We start from the raw sequence: 18965 nt of genomic DNA, 5'->3' as shown, positions 1-18965 counted from the left end.
GAGCTAAACTCAGCTGCAGCCGCTCGTTGCACCGCAGGTGTCGCACTTCAGGCAGGTGCCGTTGCGGACCATGGTGAAGTTCTGGCACTCGGTGCAGCTATCGCCGGTATAGCCTTGCATCATCGACTTGATGCGGCGGTCAGCTTCCAGCTTCTTGGCAGCATTTGCACTTTCCGCACGGGCAGAGGCAGCGTCGGCAGCAGCCTTGTCGGAGAAAAGTTCAGTTGCCGAGGCGCTTTCCTGCTGTTGCGCCGGTGCAGCCTGTTCCTCGAACTCGCGCTTGAAGGCTGTGGCACCGTCCGTCACCAGACCGATCGTTGCCGGGCGATTGCCTGTCGGAGTGGTCGACTTCAAGGTTGTGACGTTGGAAGCTTGCGGGGCAGAGCTTGTCGATCCCTTGGCTTCGTTACCTGAGTTCGTCACCAGCGTAGGCTTGTAACCGCGCGTCCAGCCGGTCGAGACCAGATTGGTCTTGCCTTCCTTGATGCCCTTGCCGAGCGCCGTATTGCCAAAATCGCTTGTATCGACGTGAGCGAGGTCATTGCGACCGAGATAGGACACGGCCAGTTCGCGGAACACATAGTCGATGATAGAGGTTGCGGTTTTAATGGCATCGTTACCGATGACCATGCCAGCCGGTTCGAATTTCGTGAAAGTGAAGGCTTCCACATATTCTTCGAGCGGCACGCCGTACTGCAAGCCGAGCGATACTGCGATGGCGAAGTTGTTCATCATCGCACGGAAAGCGGCGCCTTCCTTGTGCATATCGATGAAGATTTCGCCAAGGCGTCCGTCACCGAATTCGCCGGTGCGCAGATAGACCTTGTGTCCACCGACGACTGCCTTCTGGGTATAGCCCTGACGACGGTTCGGCAACTTGTCGCGCTCGTGCACGATCTTTTCTACGACCTTCTCGACGATTCGCTCAGTCACCTGAACGGCACGGGCCGCCGCCGGTGCTTCGATCAGTGCCTCGACTGCATCGTCTTCGTCCTCATCATCCGAGATGAGGGCGGCGTTGAGGGGTTGCGAAAGCTTGGAGCCGTCGCGATAAAGCGCGTTGGCCTTGAGTGCCAGCTTCCAGGACAGCATGTAGGCGTTCTTGCAGTCCTCGACGGTTGCGTCGTTCGGCATGTTGATCGTCTTGGAGATCGCGCCCGATATGAACGGCTGCGCGGCGGCCATCATGCGAATGTGGCTATCGACCGACAGATAACGCTTGCCGATCTTGCCGCACGGATTTGCGCAATCGAATACAGCGTAATGCTCTTCCTTGAGGAAAGGAGCACCTTCGAGGGTCATCGCGCCGCAAACATGGATGTTGGCAGCTTCGATGTCCTTCTTGGCGAAGCCCAGCGCCGGGAGCATCTCGAACGAGAAATCGCTGAGCTGTTCATCGGTGAGCTTCAGTACGTCCTTGCAGAAGTCTTCGCCCAGCGTCCACTTGTTGAAAGCGAACTTGATGTCGAATGCGCTCTTGAGAGCGGCATTCAGGGCTTCGATCTTCTCATCGGTGAAGCCCTTGGACTTCAGCGAAGACGGGTTGATGCCCGGCGCCTGATTGATGTTGCCGTGACCGACAGCATAGGCTTCGATTTCGGCGATCTGGCTTTCTGAGTAGCCGAGCGTGCGGAGTGCTTCCGGCACGGCGCGGTTGATGATCTTGAAGTAGCCGCCACCGGCCAGCTTCTTGAACTTCACCAGTGCGAAATCCGGTTCGATACCGGTCGTGTCGCAGTCCATGACGAGGCCGATCGTGCCGGTCGGCGCGATGACTGTGGACTGTGCGTTGCGGTAGCCGTGCTTTTCGCCAAGTTCCAGCGCCTTGTCCCAGGCCGCACGGGCATGGGTGATCAGGTCCTGATCCGGGCAATCTTCGGCAATCAGCGCCACTGGATTGACAGCAAGGCCTTCATAACCTTCGGTCTCACCATGGGCAGCGAGGCGGTGGTTGCGAATGACGCGCAGCATGTGCTCGGCATTGGGCTCATAGCTCGGGAAGGTCCCGAGTTCCTTCGCCATTTCAGCAGAGGTGGCATAGGCCACACCGGTCATGATCGCCGTCAGCGCACCGCAGATGGCGCGGCCTTCGTCGGAGTCATAAGGAATGCCGGAAGTCATCAGCAGGCCGCCAATATTGGCATAGCCGAGGCCGAGCGTACGGTATTCATAAGAGAGACGTGCGATTTCCTTCGACGGGAACTGCGCCATCATCACCGAGATTTCGAGAACGATGGTCCACAGGCGCGCCGTGTGCTCGTAAGCCGCAATATTGAACGAACCGTCCTTGTTGCGATAGGTGAGCAGGTTGATCGACGCCAGATTGCAGGCCGTGTCGTCAAGGAACATATATTCCGAGCACGGATTGGAAGCACGGATCGGACCAGCCGTCGGGCAGGTGTGCCAGTCGTTCATGGTCGTGTTGTAATGCAGGCCCGGATCAGCGGACGCCCAGGCGGCGTAACCGATCTTTTCCCAAAGATCGCGCGCCTTCAGCGTCTTCATGACGCGACCGTCGCGACGAGCCGTCAGGTTCCAGTCGCCGTCGTTTTCGACAGCGCGCAGGAATTCGTCCTTCAGCGAGACGGAATTGTTGGAGTTCTGGCCAGAAACGGTGAGATAGGCTTCCGAATCCCAGTCCGTGTCATAGGTCTTGAACTGAATATCGGTATAGCCCTGACGCGCGAACTGGATCACGCGCTTGACGTAGTTCTCCGGAACCTGGTTCTTCTTCGCAGCCTTGATTTCGCGCTTCAGGGCAGGGTTTTTCGCCGGGTCGAAGCAATCATCATTGTCGGCTTCGCAGTTGACGCAAGCCTTCATGATGGCGGTCAGATGCTGCTTGACGATCTTGGAGCCGGTGACGAGCGAAGCAACCTTCTGCTCTTCCTTGACCTTCCAGTCGATATATTCCTCGATATCCGGGTGATCGATGTCGACCACCACCATCTTGGCGGCGCGGCGGGTCGTGCCGCCCGACTTGATTGCGCCCGCAGCGCGGTCGCCAATCTTGAGGAAGCTCATCAGACCGGAGGACTTGCCACCGCCGGAAAGCTTTTCACCTTCGCCGCGCAGATAAGAGAAGTTGGAACCGGTGCCAGAGCCGTATTTGAAGAGGCGTGCCTCGCGGACCCACAGATCCATGATGCCGCCTTCATTGACGAGGTCGTCGCCAACGGACTGGATGAAGCAGGCATGCGGCTGCGGATGTTCGTAGGCCGACTTGGACTTGGTCAGCTTGCCGGTTTGCCAGTCAACATAGAAATGGCCCTGGCCGGGACCGTCGATGCCATAGGCCCAATGCAAGCCGGTGTTGAACCATTGCGGGCTGTTCGGAGCCACGCGCTGCGTTGCGAGCATGTATGCAAGCTCGTCGCGGAAGGCGAGGGCATCTTCCTCGGACGCGAAATAGCCACCCTTCCAGCCCCAGTAGGTCCAGGTGCCGGCAAGACGGTCAAAAACCTGGCAGGCATCCATTTCGGAGCCATAGCGCTCGCTTTCCGGCAGCTTGGCGAGTGCTTCCTCATCGGCAACAGAGCGCCACAGCCACGAAGGAACGTCGTTTTCCTCGACCTTCTTCAGCTGTGCGGGAACGCCAGCTTTGCGAAAATATTTCTGCGCGAGAATGTCAGCGGCAACCTGGCTGAACTGCGCGGGCACATTGATGTTTTCGAGGCGGAATACGATGGATCCATCGGGATTCTTGATCTCGCTGGTCGCAGTCCGGAACGCGATGTCCGCATAGGCCGACTGATTCTCTTTCGTGAAACGGCGTTCGATCTTCATCTGTCCCATCCAAACGTTCTATATATAGTAGCTCTAGTGACGGTTTTCAGCCACGGCCTGTCTGTATCGCGTCTCTGTCAAAACAGCTCTTCTGCGGGAGGAGCGTCTTGTTGGGGAGAAAACTCCCGGAAATCCGCTTCCGCATCATCGAAAGCTCACGAAAAAACGCCTCAGGGGAGCTTAATTGCAACCTTGCTGGCATTATCGAAGTTCAAAATCAGCGGAACGAAAAATACCTTATCTTGTAAGGAGCATGAGCGCAAATACTAAATCTAGTGTTAACGCTGTTTCTGCTCGACGCTGCATCTGCTTCTCCAGAGACCGGCACGCCCAGATTCTGGGCGCAAGAAAGCACCGAGCGAAAATCGCACTTTCAAAGCGCTACGCCCGTTCGATACTCAACTTGACCGAAAAAAAGACCGGCAGATTACAACATCCGATCACGCTACCTACGCAACGATAGCTCCATAAAAAACGACTCGGATGCGACCGTCAAGCAATGGTTTGCTGCAACACTCCAGCATCTAGATATTGTGCGTAACAGCTTGGGGCAAATGTGGATAACGGGGAGAAGCGACACTTTTGCGAACCAAGCCGGCTACAAGGTTTTGGGAGCCAGAAGAGTCGCTTGTAGCGGCAGCTTGAGGGGGAATTTCGGTGAAATGCGCCGAAGAAGGCGGAAATCCCCACGAAAAGAACGCTATACAGAATAAATGTTGGCAGTGCAGGCTGCAAGTTACTCACTCGGCAGCCGCAGCGATCCCCGAATCACCAAACTGGTTCAATATCTGCTTCAATTCGGTTTCTTCAACACGATGGGCCGCCTCCTGCGGCGACACCCATTCACAGATGCGTTGATCCCGTTCAGGCCAATCATTCTCCTGCCCGGTAAACTGCACCGCGAATACCGCTGCCGTGAACTGGTTTATGCGTTCAGGCGGAAGATCCGTCTTGCAATAGCAGAAACTGCCAATTGGTACGGGTGAGACTTCGCCACGGATGCCAGCTTCTTCATAGGCTTCGCGAAGCGCTGTTTCCGCCAGTGTGCGACCAACCTGCGGCCAGCCCTTGGGGATGATCCAGCGGCCTGTTCCGCGGCTCGTGATGACGAGAACCTTGAGGGCACCCATGTCGCGACGATAGACCAGCGCCGCAACCTGCTGCAAACGACCCGAAGGCGTTAGAATACGCTTTTCGGTTGCAATAAGTTGTTTGGCCTGCGTCTTCACCGCGAAAATCCCCTTTTTTAAATAGCATGATCCGATTCGCCAAAATAACAACAGATTAGTTAGGCAACAGACCTTTGAAAATATCCGAAAAAAGCTTTTATTTTAAAGATATTACTAAAATTATGGGAAGGGATGGCTGCTTTAAAAACGCTATCCGCTCTCAATCGGCGTTATTTCGGAGCGCTTTCCATAAGGTGCGATTGCGGCGGAAATATCACCGCAACCGCGTTCATTTGTTTTCGTTTCGTAGCGTTTTCATAAAACGAATATCGAGTTTGCACCGGTTCTGACCGGATGCGCAACGTGTCAGCCGCGCTTGTCGCCTGCGATCGGCTCCTGATAGGTAAAGCCCATATCCCACGGGAAGTAGATCCAGGTGTCCTGAGAAACCTCTGTTACAAAGGTATCGATCAGTGGACGGCCTTTAGGCTTGGCATAGACCGTTGCAAAATGGGCCTTCGGCATCATTTCGCGCACGATGGCTGCGGTTTTGCCGGTGTCGGTCAGATCATCAACAACGATGACGCCTTCGCCGCCATTTTCCAGAAGCGTTTCGCTCACGCCCTTGAGGATCTGCATGTCACCTTGCGACGTGTAATCATGATAGGAGGCAATACAGACGGTTTCGATGAGGCGAATACCGAGTTCGCGGCAAACGATTGCTGCCGGAACCAGTCCGCCACGCGTGATGGCGACAATTGCATGCCAATCGCGATTCATGCCGGAAATACGCCAGGCGAGGGCGCGGGCATCGCGGTGGAACTGATCCCATGAAACGGGAAAGGCTTTATCTGGCAAGGACATCGAAACGCTCCGTGGAACGATCCGGAGTTCGTTCTCCGGACCTTTAAAAACCAAAAATGCGCTGTGACGGATTGCCAAGCGCTGTAACTGTCAGGATCTGCAGCTTTTCTTCATCCGCGCCCATTTCAGGCGGGCGGCGGGAGAGGAAAAGGCTCTCCACCCGGCACAGTCAGCGCCGGGTGATGCTGATAACCGCAAAAATGGTGTTCTTGCAAGCGCGTCGTGTCATCTGATGCCAGTTGTCGGATCAAACTGGCTTTAATAGTGTCCTCTAACGCGAGAAAAGCGTGAGAATGGGCAGCTCGTTCAACATGGATCGTGTCACGCCGCCAAAAACCAGTTCTCGCAGCCGCGAATGACTGTAAGCACCCATTACCAGAAGATCAGCGCGTTCCGCGATGATATGTTCCCGCAATGCATCCTGCGCATAGCGCCCGTTGGATGCAATGGCCGCAGGGGTTACGTTAATGCCATGCCGCGATATCGACTCTGCAATATCATGGCTCGCCAAAGCCTGATCCTCGCCTTCGATTTCCGGCGGGTCGACCCAAACGATTTCCGTTCTGTCTGCATGTTTCATCAAGGGCAGGGCGTCGAAAGCGGCCCGGGCCGCTTCCCGCTTGCCGTTAAATGCGACGACGATGCGGTCGAGCGAAACCATCTGCAGCACCGGTGCATAGGGAACCAGCAAAACGGGGCAGCTTGAATTGAAAACAATCGTATCGGCGGTTTCGTCATTGGTGGCGGGATCGTCCGGGTCGGGTTGTCCCGCGACCAGCATTTCTGCTCCAAGACATGCCGTCAGCACGCCATCTGCGGCTGTGCCCGTTTCCGAACGCGTGATGCGATATTCATAATTGATGCCCTGACGGCGCATTTCCTCTTCGAAGACATGTTTCAGTCTTTCGGAAAGCTCCTTGTGCTGCTTGTCATGCAGTTCGAACATTCCCGGATCGATGAAGCCGTTCGGGTCGGCGTAGACAATGGGAGAAGGAATGGAATAAAGCCCGATAACATGAATATCGGGCACCTTCTGCTTTAGAAGTCCAACGGCGGACGCAACCCGCTTCAACTCGGATTCACTGCGAGAATAGGCAACCACCGTCTTGTAGGACATGACCGAACTCCTTCCGGTTGTTCTTCTATTTTAGCATATAATGCAACGAGTTGCGCGGGCAAAAGGTTGCAAAGGATTAAGCAGCTCCTTCGGTTTCCAGCGATGAGATCATTTTTTCGATTGCATCGATTGCCGTATCTATTTTTTCGGGATCGCTGCCGCGGACAACCAGCTCCGTGCTGAAGCGTCCATTCTCGAATTTCGGATAAGAACCGATGATCGTCTCGGGGTTTTCCTTTTGAATTTCCGTCAATGGAGCGCCGATCACGCCTTCGCCAAAGGGACAAAGCACCGATCTGGACAGAAGTTTGCGACCGGTTTTCAGTGTGGGCAGCACATTGTCGAGCATAGCCTGAAAGACGGACGGCACGCCCGCCATCACATAGACATTGCCGATATGAAAACCGGGTGCAGCGGAGATAGGGTTCGCTATATGCTCCGACCCTTGTGGCATGCGCGCCATGCGCTTGCGTGAGTCGGTGAATTCCAGTCCGCGCTTTGCATAATTGTCGCCGAGCAGCTTCATGGCTTTCTCATCATAGATGCACGGCACGCCAAAGGCTGCGGAAACCGCATCGGCGGTAATGTCGTCATGGGTAGGGCCTATCCCGCCTGATGTGAAGACATAGTCATAATGCGGCCGCAACGCATTGAGAGCCGCTACAATGGCCGCTTCCTCGTCCGGGACAATCCGCACTTCCTTGAGATCAATGCCTGCCGCTGTGAGAACATCGGCGAGATGCCCTATGTTCTTGTCCTTGGTGCGGCCTGAGAGAAGCTCGTCGCCAATTGCCAGCATGGCGGCCCTGACGGCTTGCTGCGGATTGTTGGTCATATCCAGACTCCATTTCTGACATCAGTTAAGCCCCAGCAGGACAAGGCTGCAACTGCTTTATTTCAGCATTTCCTTGGTTTGCGAGAAGTTGCGTCTTTTCAAAGAAGGCCGCTCCCCTAATTGAACCTTTCGAGGTTGGGGCCTCACAAAACGGGATATGGAGACGTCACATGGTTAAAGTGCTGGTGTTGTATTATTCGGCCTATGGTCACATGGAAAAAATGGCCAAGGCTGCCGCTGAGGGGGCAAGGGAAGGCGGTGCGGAAGTCACGATCAAGCGGGTGCCGGAGTTGGTTCCGCCTGATGTCGCGAAGGCTTCGCACTATAAGGTTGACCAGGAGGCGCCGATTGCCACGCCGGCTGAACTTGCAGATTATGATGCCATTATCATCGGTACTGCCACCCGCTACGGCATGATGGCATCTCAGATGAAGAACTTTCTCGACCAGACCGGCGGGCTTTGGGCAAAGGGCGCGCTCATCAACAAGGTCGGGTCGGTGATGGTTTCAACAGCCACCCAGCATGGTGGGGCGGAACTGGCGCTTATTTCCACGCAGTGGCAGATGCAGCATCACGGTATGATTATCGTCCCGCTTTCCTATGCTTACCAAGGGCAGATGGGTAACGATGTGGTGCGCGGCGGTGCTCCTTATGGGATGACGACAACCGCCGATGGTGACGGCTCCCGCCAGCCTTCGGAGCAAGAATTGGATGGTGCCCGGTTCCAGGGTAAACGCGTTGCAGAGATTACCGCAAAGCTGCACGGCTAAGCTCCTGTTCGATAAAGAAAAGCCGCAGCGTCAGTCTGCGGTTTTTTTCATGCAGACTGTTAGAGAGCTTACTTAGTGCCTTCTGTTTTATTGTCTTTTTGACAACATGGTAAGTGATCTGAGCGTATGGGATGTTGACGCTTGCCTTGTCGAACTCGATCTTCAGCGCGTTGATCGCATCAACTGCCGCTCATGTTTACAGGTCAGGCTACAGCGATAGCGCTTCCCCTTAAAACTGACAGTTCCTTCCCACGACTAACCCACGGTTTTGCCATTGAAAGCTCTCCTTTTAATTGCTAAGGACGCGCATACCCAAGCGATGCCCGCATGGTGAAATTGGTAAACACTGCGGACTTAAAATCCGCCGCCCGTTTGGGCTTGCCGGTTCAAGTCCGGCTGCGGGCACCACTATAGTTACTCCTGCTTTGAATTGTTGATTTAGCGGCCTGACACCACATCGGTTTCAGAGGGTAACCGGTCGCAAATCTATCTGGTCAAACGATGCATTCCAGCTCAAGTTCGGACCTTCAACCTTGTCTGCATTGTTAAACCCATGTAGCCATGGGTAAAATCCCGCAGGAAATGCAGAAAGTCGAATGATGACCGCCTTCGTCAAATCCGTATTCGAGGCCGAAAAGGCAATGCGCGCGCTGTTTCCCGAAACGCCGCTGCAACTCAACGATTATCTGTCGCGGAAGTACGGTGCGGAAATTTGGCTCAAGCGCGAGGACCTCACGCCTGTCCGCTCCTACAAGATTCGCGGTGCCTTCAACTTTATTTCCAAGGCTGTCGAAACGACCGACAAAAACGCGGTGTTCGTTTGCGCCTCCGCAGGCAATCACGCGCAGGGCTTTGCATTCGTCTGCCGTCATTTTGGCCGCAAGGGTGTGGTTTTCATGCCGGTTACGACGCCGCAGCAGAAAATCGACAAGACCCGCGCTTTTGGTGGTGAATTCATCGAAATCAAGCTGGTGGGTGATATTTTCGATGTTTGCTATGCCGCTTCGCAGGAATTTGCCGCAAGCCAGAAAGGCGTGATGGTTCCGCCTTTCGATCATCCCCGCATTGTTGAGGGACAGGCGACGGTGGCGCTGGAAATCGAACAACAATTGCCGGAAGGAACGAAGCCCGACTTTATCCTGCTGCCTGTCGGCGGCGGCGGACTGTCTGGCGGCGTTACGCAATATGTTTCCGATCTGGGCTGGAAGACGAATTTCCGCTTTATCGAACCGCAGGGCGCAGCGAGCCTGAAAGGAAGTCTTGAAGCAGGCAAGCGTATCAAGCTCACCCATGTCGACAATTTCGTCGATGGTGCGGCTGTTGCCGAGATCGGCAAGGAAAACTTCAAGCTTCTCAAAGGGTTTGATCCGAAAACTGTCATAACGGTTCCGGAAAACCGGCTTTGCGCAACGATTATCGAAATGCTCAATATTGAAGGTGTCGTGCTTGAGCCGGCGGGCGCACTCGGCATCGATGCGTTGAAGGATTTCAAGAAGAGTGACCTCAAAGGCAAGCGCATCGTCATTGTTGTCTCGGGCGGCAATTTCGATTTCGAGCGCCTGCCGGATGTGCGTGAGCGCGCATTGCGCTTCGAAGGCTTGAAGAAATATTTCATCTTCCGCTTTCCGCAGAGGCCGGGTGCGCTTCGTTCATTCCTCGATCTTCTGGGACCGGAAGACGATATCGCGCGTTTCGAATATTTGAAGAAATCGGCGCGCAATTTCGGTTCCGTGCTGATCGGCATCGAAACGAAGAACGCATCAAACTTCAAGCTCCTGGAAAAGAAATTCGCAGAAGCCGGTTGGGCTTATCAGGACATCACGGACAATCAGGTACTCGCTGATTTCATCATCTGATTTTGATGGTTTAAGCGAAATCGGTTGCTTTTTCGGCGAAAACACCCCATATGCCGCGTCAGGCGCATGGGCCGACGCTTTCGTCGGCTTTCCCGGCATTGGACTTGTTGCGTCTCGCCTCTGTCTTTCGGAATGGTCCGGAAGCGGGGAGACCCGAGAAAATGTTCGGGCACGGCAGCGCAAGTCGCCAGGAGTTTGAAGACTTCGGCGTCCCGTCGTTATCATTGTACAGATAGAGTTCGGCAAGTTGCGCTTGACCGACATTTGGATGCGGCCCATGACATCATGGTGCCGCCGAAAGAGATTGAATTGACAGAAGAAATTACGGGCGGTTTTGCCGCTCTTGGCGTTACCGGCATTTTGCTCAAGGGCGTCGAATCCGCTGGCATGACCGAGCCGAAGCCGATCCAGTTGCAGGCGATCCCGCATCAGCTTGAGGGGCGCGATATTCTGGGCATTGCGCAGACGGGCTCCGGCAAGACCGCAGCTTTCAGCTTGCCGATCCTGCAGAAGATCATCGGCCTCGGCGACAAGCGCCGTCCGAAGACCGCGCGCGCCCTGATCCTCGCACCGACGCGTGAACTTGCAGTGCAGATCGAGCAGACGATCCGCAATGTTTCCAAACACGCGCATATCTCGACAGCGCTTGTTCTTGGTGGCGTTTCCAAACTGTCGCAGATCAAGCGTATCGCACCGGGCATTGACGTTCTGATCGCGACGCCAGGTCGCTTGACCGATCTGATGCGTGACGGTCTGGTGGACCTTTCGCAGACGCGCTGGCTTGTTCTCGACGAAGCGGACCGCATGCTGGACATGGGCTTCATTAACGATGTGAAGCGCATCGCAAAGGCAACCCACTCCGACCGTCAGACCGCGCTGTTTTCGGCCACCATGCCGAAAGAAATCGCGTCTCTGGCTGGAAGCCTGCTGCGTGATCCGGTCCGCGTCGAAGTCGCTCCGCAGGGAACGACGGCAGCCGAAATCACGCAGGTCGTGCATCCTGTGCACACCAAGGAGAAGCGTCGTCTTTTGTCCGCACTGCTGGGTGACAAGGCTATGCGTTCGGTCATCGTCTTCACCCGTACGAAGCACGGTGCCGATGCAGTGGTTCGTCATCTGGAGCGCGACGGCTATGAAGTTGCCGCCATTCACGGCAACAAGTCGCAGAATGCACGCCAGCGCGCGCTGAACGGATTCCGTGATGGATCGCTGCGGATTCTGATTGCAACCGATATTGCCGCACGCGGTATCGACGTGCCGGGCATCAGCCATGTTGTGAACTACGATCTGCCTGACGAGCCGGAAACCTATGTGCACCGTATCGGCCGTACTGGCCGCAATGGCGCCAGTGGCGCTTCAATCACACTCTACGATCCGGCAGCGGAGGAATCCAAGCTGAGAGCCGTCGAGCGTGTGACGCGCAACAAGCTTCCGATCAAGGATGCACCTGTGGAGCTTGCACCCGCACCAGCACCGCGCGCAGTGGCTCCGGGCGAACGCCCTCAGAAGACCCAGCATCGCAAAGGTGGAACGCCGCAGAAGCCTCGCCGTGCCGCCCCTAAGTCAGGCGACCAGCGCGGAGGCGCTCACGCGAGCGGTGAAGGTGCTCCAAAAGCAAAGCGTCCGTTCCGTCGTAAGCGTCGCAACGCAAACGGCAATGGCGGACAACGCGCAGCATAAGCTTGCCTTGAATATTTTTCCAGAAAGCCGCCCATTCCGGGCGGCTTTTCTATTTATAGCCACAGGATGAGTTTTGATTTGCGCCACCGCTTGGAAAAATATTCCATGCTTGCTTGAAGGACAGGGCGCTTCCTCATAACTTCCTCTGCGAAACAGGAAGGACGGAAGCCATGTTCCAATCGGTGCTCGACGCTATCGGCAATACGCCATTGATCCATTTGAAGAAGGCTTCCGAACTGACAGGTTGCGCAATTTACGGCAAGGCCGAGTTTCTCAATCCCGGCCAGTCGGTGAAGGATCGGGCTGCGCTCTATATTATTCGCGATGCCGAAAAGCGCGGGCTTCTGAAACCCGGTGGGGTCATCGTTGAAGGTACGGCTGGCAATACCGGCATTGGCCTCACGATGGTTGCAAAAGCGCTTGGCTATCGCACCGTTATCGTTATTCCCGAAACGCAGAGCCAGGAAAAGAAGGACGCCCTGCGCCTGCTTGGCGCCGAACTGATTGAAGTTCCAGCCGCACCTTATCGAAATCCGAACAATTATGTACGCCTGTCGGGACGATTGGCCGAGCAACTTGCCAAAAGCGAACCCAATGGTGCGGTATGGGCCAATCAATTCGATAATCCGATCAACCGGCAGGCCCATATCGAAACCACGGCGCAGGAAATCTGGCGCGATACCGACGGCAAGGTGGATGGGTTTGTCGCCGCTGTCGGATCGGGCGGAACGCTTGTCGGTACTGCATTCGGCCTGAAAGACCACAATGCCGACATCAAGATCGCACTTGCCGATCCATATGGAGCCGCGCTCCATTCCTTCTATACGACAGGCGAACTGAAAGCCGAAGGCGACTCGATTACAGAAGGCATCGGGCAGGGGCGTATTACTGCCAATCTCGAAGGGTTCACCCCCGATTTCTCCTATCGCCTTTCCGACGCGGAGGCGCTCGATATCGTGTTCGACCTCGTGGAAAATGAGGGGCTTTGCCTCGGTGGTTCTTCGGGTATCAATATTGCAGGTGCAATCCGGCTTGCAAAAGATCTCGGGCCGGGCCACACAATTGTGACGGTGCTTTGCGACTATGGTAATCGTTACCAGTCCAAGCTGTTCAATCCTGCTTTCCTGCGCGGCAAAGATTTGCCTGTACCGGGATGGCTGGAGAGGAAGACCGAGATAGACATACCGTTCGAGGGATAATCATGGCATACGAGACCGAAGCGCTTTTCCGCGAAGATTCCTATCTTTCAACGGCGGAGGGCACGGTGCTCGCCATTACCGAAACGGGCGGGATTATTCTCGACCAGACAAATTTCTATGCGACCTCCGGTGGCCAACCGGGCGATATCGGCTTTCTCGAACGCGCTGACGGTTCTCGTATCGAGATAGCGGCGACTGTTACCGGCGAAAACAAGAACGAAATCATTCATATTCCGGCAGAAGGGCAGGCTTTGCCTATCGTCGGTGAAAAACTGGTCCTGCATATCGACTGGCCGCGTCGCTACAAGCTGATGCGGATGCATACGGCATGCCACCTGCTTTCCGTTGTCTGCCCGTTCCCGATTACTGGCGCTGCGGTGGGCGAGGATGAAAGTCGCGTTGATTTCGACCTTCCCGATGCAAGCTACACCAAGGAATTCGTGACGGAAAAGCTCATGGAACGGGTGAACGCGAATGACGCGGTTGCCATTCGCTGGATCAGCGATGAAGAATTCCTTGCAAATCCGGATATCGTGAAGTCGAAGAATGTGCGTCCGCCGGTCGGGCTCGGTCGTATACGTCTTGTCCTTATCGGTGAAAACGGTGTGGTGGATTCGCAACCTTGCGGCGGCACGCACGTTTCCGAAACGCAGGAAGTGGGTGAAATCCACATCGGCAAGATCGAGAAAAAGGGCAAGGAAAACCGCCGGTTCCGCATTCGTTTTGGCGCTCTGCCAGAAGCCTGAACCCATTGTTTTCCGCATGTTTCCGGTTTTGCGAAATATGCTTGAGGAGTGTTGACCCATGGTAGAGAAAAGCGCCTTCGTCGTTTCACAGGATTGGTTGAAAGAGCGGCTCGGCAAGCCTGGCCTCGCGATTGTCGATGCCTCCTGGTATCTCCCGGCTGCTGGACGCAATGGTGAGGGCGAGTACAACGCCGGACATATTCCGGGCGCCGTATTCTTCGATCAGGACAAGATTGCTGACAAGGAATCCGGTCTGCCTCACACCCTGCCGTCGCCACAGCTTTTCGCGCAGCATGTCGGAGCCATGGGAATCACGGCTGATGAGACAGTTGTTGTCTATGACGGAGTCGGCATGTTTTCCGCACCGCGCGTCTGGTGGATGTTCCGCGTGATGGGTGTGAAGAATGTCTATGTACTTGATGGCGGCTTCGACGGCTGGAAAAAGGCCGGTTACCCGGTCACCGATGATGTGACAAAGATTGCGCCGACGCTGTTCACGCCTTCGTTCAACGAGGCGGTAGTCGTTGATTTCAAGCAGATGCGCGAAATCGTGGACGAACGACGCTCGCAGATCGCCGACGCACGCGCAGCCGGTCGCTTCACCGGACGCAATGCCGAGCCACGTGCGGGCATGCGCTCCGGCCATATGCCTGGAGCGCGCAACGTTCCCGTCGGCACCTTGTCCGAAAACGGTGAGTTGAAGGATCTGGCGAGCCTGCGCAAGATTTTCGATGAAGCCGGGGTCGATCTTTCCAAGCCGGTGGTTACAAGCTGTGGCTCCGGCGTAACGGCGGCGGTCATCATGCTGGCGCTGGCCTCGGTCGGTCACACGGATAATCGTCTTTACGACGGCTCCTGGAGTGAATGGGGCAGCAGGCAGGATACGCCCGTTGTCACCGGTGAAGCCGAATAAGCATGACCGAAAAACTGACAGCCCGCATTACCCATCTGGAAATGTCTGCCCGTCAGGCCACTCAGGTGCCAGTGCCGTCTGGCATCCGACTCGCGATCATGCGTGCGGGTGCCATGCCGGTTCATTACTATCGCTATCTCTATGAACAGATCGGTCGCAAGCATCACTGGATGATGCGACGTGTTCAGACTGACGCGGAAGTTGCAGCCGTAATTCATGCCGATACGACTGAAATCCACGTTCTCTACGCGGATGGCTGTCCGGCAGGCTTTGTCGAACTCGACCTGTCGGCTTTGCCGGAAGCTGCCGAAATTGTCTATTTCGGTCTCATCGATGATTTTCAGGGACGGGGCCTCGGCAAGTTCTTCCTGAACGAGGGGATTTCAGCCGCCTGGGCGCACGGGCCGGAAAAGGTGACGATCCATACCAACACGCTCGACAGTCCGCGCGCATTGCAGCTCTACCAGAAAATGGGATTCGTGCCGGTTGGGTGGTCCGAAGAAGTCGTCGAACCCTGGAAATGAAGCTGGCGCTATCCGCGCGCCACTTCGCGGGCACTGGCGATAGAGACGACCGACGCGCTGGCCAGGCGTCCACTTTCCTCATCGAAGACCACACAGTTGCGCCCGCGCTGCTTGGCCATATAGAGGCAACGGTCTGCGCGGCTGAGCACTTGCGAGTTCGTTTCGTTCTTGGGTGCAGAAGCAACACCGATACTGATCGTCAACGGATAAACCTGATATTCGGTCGTATGAAAAGGCGTGTTTTCTACTTCTGCGCGTATGCGCTGTGCAACGCGCATACCTGTTTCGCCACTGGCGCCCGGCAGAAAAACGCAGAATTCCTCTCCACCGATACGTCCGACAAGGTCGCCTTTTCGCGTCACATTCTGAAGCGCGAAGGCGATCAGTTTCAACGCACGGTCGCCAACGCCATGGCCGAACGTGTCGTTGATCGCCTTGAAATGGTCGGCATCAATAACAAGCAAGGTGCCGGTTTCGATACGTGACCGGCTGATCTTCATGGCTTCAAACAGTGCCTCACGATTAAGAAGGCCGGTCATATGGTCAATCCGCGACCGTGCCTGCAGTTCAACATGGGCTTTTTCAAGCTGGAGATATGCATCTCTCAGCTTGCTATGCTGATGAAAAATATAGGCAAGGGAAGGGAAGGCCGTCGCTGCGGGAATGCCCGCGCTGAGGCTGAGTGCAATGATGCCTGGCGTAACGCCAGCTGAATAAGCCACTATCGCCGTTGCTCCCAAAGAGAACACAACGACAGACAGCGTTATCAGTGCTGCTTTCATAAGAGCAGTCTTCTTCATTCCCTCGCACTCCCAACCCTGAGTGAGGATGATCAACGACCCCGCCTGAACCCTGAATGAACGGGTTATATTTTGCGGGCCTTATAAAAGGAACGCCTGAGAGGGGAAAGACACTATCACGCACTTCCTACAATTTTTTGTTTATGAGTGCCATTAATGACACAATCATAGGTAGCATGATGGCTATATATTACGAGGAAATGTAATTAAGCACAACTATGTTTAAAAGAACCGCCTCGATAAGACATAAATCGCAACTAGCTAATATAAATCAGGAAATAGCTATCAGAGGATCGTGTAAAAATCCCGGAGCGTCGAAGGGCATGACGCTCCGGGATTTTGGCTATTGATAGCTTGAATCAGAAGACCGCCAAGTATTTCAGAAGCGAAATGATGCCGATGATGATCACGATAATTTGAGCGATCTGTTTGACCTTGGCATCCAGAGGCAGCATATTGATGAGATAAAGTACGAGGAAGATAACAAGAATTGTTATCAGAAGGCTGATGAGGATGGACATAGGCGGTCTGATCCTTCCCGGAACTTGGGGTTGCGTTGCTTAACCGACGACCGTTCCTCCGCGCCGTCCGATTGAGCCCGTTCAAACCGGGAGAAAGAGCAGGGCTCTTGCAACCGGCACATCGTCTCCAATCCAAAAACAATGTGCCGGTTAACGTCCCAAAGAACAGAAGGTTCCGCTTTATAAGCAAGAACTTAAACCAAACTGGCGCCGAATGGCGCCAGACTTTCCCGATAATCAGCCGCGCATACTACCGGTCTCGCGGCGGCGCTGATGCCAGCTAAAAGCCTCTTCGATCAGGTGAGGCGTGTGCCCGCCGCGCGCGCATGCACGGTCGAAATAATCGTTGAGTTGCGAGCGATAATCCGGGTGTGCGCAATTGTCGATGATGACACGTGCGCGTTCACGCGGGGCGAGGCCGCGTAGATCGGCAAGGCCCTGTTCCGTCACGAGAATATCCACGTCATGCTCGGTGTGATCGACATGCGTGATCATGGGAACGACGGAGGATATGGCACCGTTCTTGGCTTCAGATTTGGTGACGAAGATTGAGATGAAGGCGTTACGGGCAAAGTCGCCTGAACCGCCGATCCCGTTCATCATATGTGTGCCGTCGACATGCGTGGAATTCACATTGCCGTAAATGTCGAATTCCAGCGCGGTATTGATGCCGATAATGCCGAGACGGCGGATAACTTCCGGGTGGTTGCTGATTTCCTGCGGGCGCAGAATAAGCTTGTCCCGGTAACGGTCGATATTGTTGAAGACACGCTCTCCGCAGGCGGGGCTGAGCGTGATCGACGATCCGGAGGCAAAATCGAGCTTTCCGGCATCGAAGAGATCGAATGTGCTGTCCTGCAGCACTTCGCTATACATGCGCAGATTATGGAACGGGCTATCGGCAAAACCGTTCAATACGGCATTTGCAATGGTACCTATACCGGCCTGAAGCGGGTTGAGCGTCAGGTCGAGGCGTCCGGCGGCCACTTCCTGCATCAGAAATTCGATCAGATGGCCCGCAATGGCTATCGTTTCGCCGTCGGCCGGTTCCACGGTCGATGCGCTGTCATTTTCCTGTGTGATGACAATGCCCGCGATCTTTTCCGGCGGAATGGGAATATAGGGCAGGCCGACGCGGCTGTCGCATGCCGTGACCGGTATCGGGTCGCGGGAAGGGCGCTTCGTCGGAATATAGATGTCGTGCAGACCTTCAAGCGCCATCGGCTGATTGAGGTTCAACTCTACGATGACCTTGTCGGCAAGAATGGCAAAGCTTGCGGAATTACCGATCGACGTCGTGGGAATGATCCCTCCGCTTTCGGTAATGGCAAGAGCCTCGACCACAGCGTAGTCGATAGGACCGATCTGGTTCGAGCGCAATTGCTCGACGGTTTCGGAAAGATGCTGGTCGATGAACATCACTTCGCCGCGATTGATGGCGGCACGCAGGGTTCTGTCGACCTGAAATGGCATGCGCCGTGAGAGCACATGGGCTTCGGTGAGAAGCTTGTCGACGTCGTGACCGAGCGACGCGCCGGTAATCAGCGTGATCTTGAAGGGATCAGTTGCGGCACGAGCGGCCATAGCAACCGGCACAGCCTTGGCGTCGCCAGCACGGGTAAATCCACTCATGCCGACGATCATGCCATCCTGGATAAGGCTCGCAGCTTGTTCTGCGGTAATGATCTTGTCTCGAAGCGAAGTGTTTCGAATACGTGCTTCCAACATCTTTAAATCTACCTTCCTTCCCATCAGGCGGTCCCATCCGGGCTGTCCCATTCGGGCTTGAGCCGGAAATGGCGCTCGCTGTCTCGAAAGCAAGATACTGCTACCGATCATTTGCGAACTACGACGCCGCCCGGGTAATAACCTATATGGACCGACAGTACACGCATGCTTTGGTCTTAGATGCCAAGACAGATCGCCGTGATACAGGGTGTGTTTCCCACGTCGTGCGATTCTTCGAAATGATTGAAATCAACGATGCAAAGCAGGCATCTTGCTCGTCCCATCGATATCAGGGCAGGATACAAACGACCGATGTTCAACGATATATGGTGTTTTGGCAAGTTAGGGATGCGACGTTTTTAGCAAGTTAGAGATGCGACAGGTGCTGACGTTCAGCCCCCATGCCGAGTGGCTGGTCAGGGTTGCAAGCGAGGAATGGGGGCGGGTCGATAGGTGC

General features: G+C 55.2%; 15 protein-coding genes and 1 tRNA gene. 8 read left to right on the top strand and 8 right to left on the bottom strand.

Going from position 1 to position 18965, the window contains the following annotated elements; translation table 11 throughout:
* Positions 1-9: 9 nt before the first annotated feature.
* The 5 genes from F9K91_RS18100 to F9K91_RS18080 form a co-directional block, all read right to left on the bottom strand.
* The gene (locus F9K91_RS18100; protein ID WP_151678370.1) at positions 10-3786 is read right to left on the bottom strand and encodes a vitamin B12-dependent ribonucleotide reductase; all 3777 of its coding nucleotides are present in this window, start codon (positions 3784-3786) and stop codon (positions 10-12) included.
* A gap of 740 nt (positions 3787-4526) precedes the next feature.
* Positions 4527-5015, bottom strand: coding sequence for an NUDIX hydrolase (locus F9K91_RS18095; RefSeq protein ID WP_151554921.1), 489 nt, complete (start codon positions 5013-5015; stop codon positions 4527-4529).
* 306 nt (positions 5016-5321) lie between these two features.
* The gene (gene gpt, locus F9K91_RS18090; protein WP_061346287.1) at positions 5322-5819 is read right to left on the bottom strand and encodes a xanthine phosphoribosyltransferase; all 498 of its coding nucleotides are present in this window, start codon (positions 5817-5819) and stop codon (positions 5322-5324) included.
* A 271-nt stretch (positions 5820-6090) separates the two neighbouring features.
* On the bottom strand, positions 6091-6936 hold the full coding sequence (locus F9K91_RS18085) for a universal stress protein (protein WP_151554922.1): 846 nt from the start codon (positions 6934-6936) through the stop codon (positions 6091-6093).
* A 76-nt stretch (positions 6937-7012) separates the two neighbouring features.
* On the bottom strand, positions 7013-7771 hold the full coding sequence (locus F9K91_RS18080; protein ID WP_151554923.1) for a competence/damage-inducible protein A: 759 nt from the start codon (positions 7769-7771) through the stop codon (positions 7013-7015).
* Positions 7772-7941: 170 nt separating this feature from the next.
* On the opposite strand from F9K91_RS18080, the gene wrbA reads away from it, so the two are divergent.
* The 8 genes from wrbA (at position 7942) to F9K91_RS18040 (ending at position 15459) form a co-directional block, all read left to right on the top strand.
* Positions 7942-8541, top strand: coding sequence for an NAD(P)H:quinone oxidoreductase type IV (wrbA, locus tag F9K91_RS18075; protein WP_151554924.1), 600 nt, complete (start codon positions 7942-7944; stop codon positions 8539-8541).
* Positions 8542-8862: 321 nt separating this feature from the next.
* Positions 8863-8949: transfer RNA gene (locus F9K91_RS18070), tRNA-Leu, on the top strand.
* 188 nt (positions 8950-9137) lie between these two features.
* Entirely contained in the window at positions 9138-10397 is a 1260-nt protein-coding gene (ilvA, locus tag F9K91_RS18065; protein ID WP_151554925.1) for a threonine ammonia-lyase IlvA, read from the top strand.
* Between the two features lie 285 nt (positions 10398-10682).
* Positions 10683-12077 (top strand): DEAD/DEAH box helicase, encoded by a 1395-nt coding sequence (locus F9K91_RS18060; RefSeq protein ID WP_192799219.1) that lies wholly within the window; start codon positions 10683-10685, stop codon positions 12075-12077.
* A gap of 170 nt (positions 12078-12247) precedes the next feature.
* Entirely contained in the window at positions 12248-13276 is a 1029-nt protein-coding gene (locus F9K91_RS18055) for a cysteine synthase A (RefSeq protein ID WP_151554926.1), read from the top strand.
* A gap of 2 nt (positions 13277-13278) precedes the next feature.
* Positions 13279-14022 carry an alanyl-tRNA editing protein gene (locus tag F9K91_RS18050; protein ID WP_151678369.1) on the top strand — a complete coding sequence of 248 codons (744 nt, stop codon included), beginning with the start codon at positions 13279-13281 and terminating at the stop codon, positions 14020-14022.
* 58 nt (positions 14023-14080) lie between these two features.
* Entirely contained in the window at positions 14081-14935 is an 855-nt protein-coding gene (gene sseA / locus F9K91_RS18045) for a 3-mercaptopyruvate sulfurtransferase (RefSeq protein WP_151678368.1), read from the top strand.
* Between the two features lie 2 nt (positions 14936-14937).
* A complete protein-coding gene (locus F9K91_RS18040) occupies positions 14938-15459 on the top strand; it encodes a GNAT family N-acetyltransferase (RefSeq protein WP_151643476.1) in 522 nt (173 codons plus the stop codon).
* Between the two features lie 8 nt (positions 15460-15467).
* Here the strand turns inward: F9K91_RS18040 and F9K91_RS18035 are convergent, their stop codons facing one another.
* The 3 genes from F9K91_RS18035 to F9K91_RS18025 all read right to left on the bottom strand — a co-directional run bounded on the left by F9K91_RS18035 (position 15468) and on the right by F9K91_RS18025 (position 18508).
* Positions 15468-16259: a GGDEF domain-containing protein gene (locus F9K91_RS18035; protein WP_151678367.1), complete on the bottom strand. Its 792-nt coding sequence runs from the start codon at positions 16257-16259 to the stop codon at positions 15468-15470.
* 359 nt (positions 16260-16618) lie between these two features.
* A complete protein-coding gene (locus F9K91_RS18030) occupies positions 16619-16780 on the bottom strand; it encodes a Thivi_2564 family membrane protein (protein WP_151554930.1) in 162 nt (53 codons plus the stop codon).
* Between the two features lie 237 nt (positions 16781-17017).
* Entirely contained in the window at positions 17018-18508 is a 1491-nt protein-coding gene (locus F9K91_RS18025) for an acetyl-CoA hydrolase/transferase family protein (RefSeq protein WP_151651237.1), read from the bottom strand.
* Positions 18509-18965: the final 457 nt, after the last annotated feature.

The organism is Brucella tritici (assembly GCF_008932295.1).
Taxonomy (GTDB): Bacteria; Pseudomonadota; Alphaproteobacteria; order Rhizobiales; family Rhizobiaceae; genus Brucella; species Brucella tritici.
Note: the sequence above shows the minus strand (reverse complement) of the source record. Positions and strands in the feature narration are given on the sequence as shown.

Bases quoted from the DNA above. Each gene is read 5' to 3' on its own strand.
- sseA (WP_151678368.1), top strand. From the start codon at position 14,081: ATGGTAGAGAAAAGCGCCTTCGTCGTTTCACAGGATTGGTTGAAAGAG.
- F9K91_RS18100 (WP_151678370.1), bottom strand. From the start codon at position 3,786: ATGAAGATCGAACGCCGTTTCACGAAAGAGAATCAGTCGGCCTATGCG.
- F9K91_RS18040 (WP_151643476.1), top strand. From the start codon at position 14,938: ATGACCGAAAAACTGACAGCCCGCATTACCCATCTGGAAATGTCTGCC.
- F9K91_RS18035 (WP_151678367.1), bottom strand. From the start codon at position 16,259: ATGAAGAAGACTGCTCTTATGAAAGCAGCACTGATAACGCTGTCTGTC.
- gpt (WP_061346287.1), bottom strand. From the start codon at position 5,819: ATGTCCTTGCCAGATAAAGCCTTTCCCGTTTCATGGGATCAGTTCCAC.
- F9K91_RS18030 (WP_151554930.1), bottom strand. From the start codon at position 16,780: ATGTCCATCCTCATCAGCCTTCTGATAACAATTCTTGTTATCTTCCTC.
- F9K91_RS18025 (WP_151651237.1), bottom strand. From the start codon at position 18,508: ATGTTGGAAGCACGTATTCGAAACACTTCGCTTCGAGACAAGATCATT.
- F9K91_RS18055 (WP_151554926.1), top strand. From the start codon at position 12,248: ATGTTCCAATCGGTGCTCGACGCTATCGGCAATACGCCATTGATCCAT.
- wrbA (WP_151554924.1), top strand. From the start codon at position 7,942: ATGGTTAAAGTGCTGGTGTTGTATTATTCGGCCTATGGTCACATGGAA.
- F9K91_RS18060 (WP_192799219.1), top strand. From the start codon at position 10,683: ATGGTGCCGCCGAAAGAGATTGAATTGACAGAAGAAATTACGGGCGGT.
- F9K91_RS18050 (WP_151678369.1), top strand. From the start codon at position 13,279: ATGGCATACGAGACCGAAGCGCTTTTCCGCGAAGATTCCTATCTTTCA.
- F9K91_RS18080 (WP_151554923.1), bottom strand. From the start codon at position 7,771: ATGACCAACAATCCGCAGCAAGCCGTCAGGGCCGCCATGCTGGCAATT.
- ilvA (WP_151554925.1), top strand. From the start codon at position 9,138: ATGATGACCGCCTTCGTCAAATCCGTATTCGAGGCCGAAAAGGCAATG.
- F9K91_RS18085 (WP_151554922.1), bottom strand. From the start codon at position 6,936: ATGTCCTACAAGACGGTGGTTGCCTATTCTCGCAGTGAATCCGAGTTG.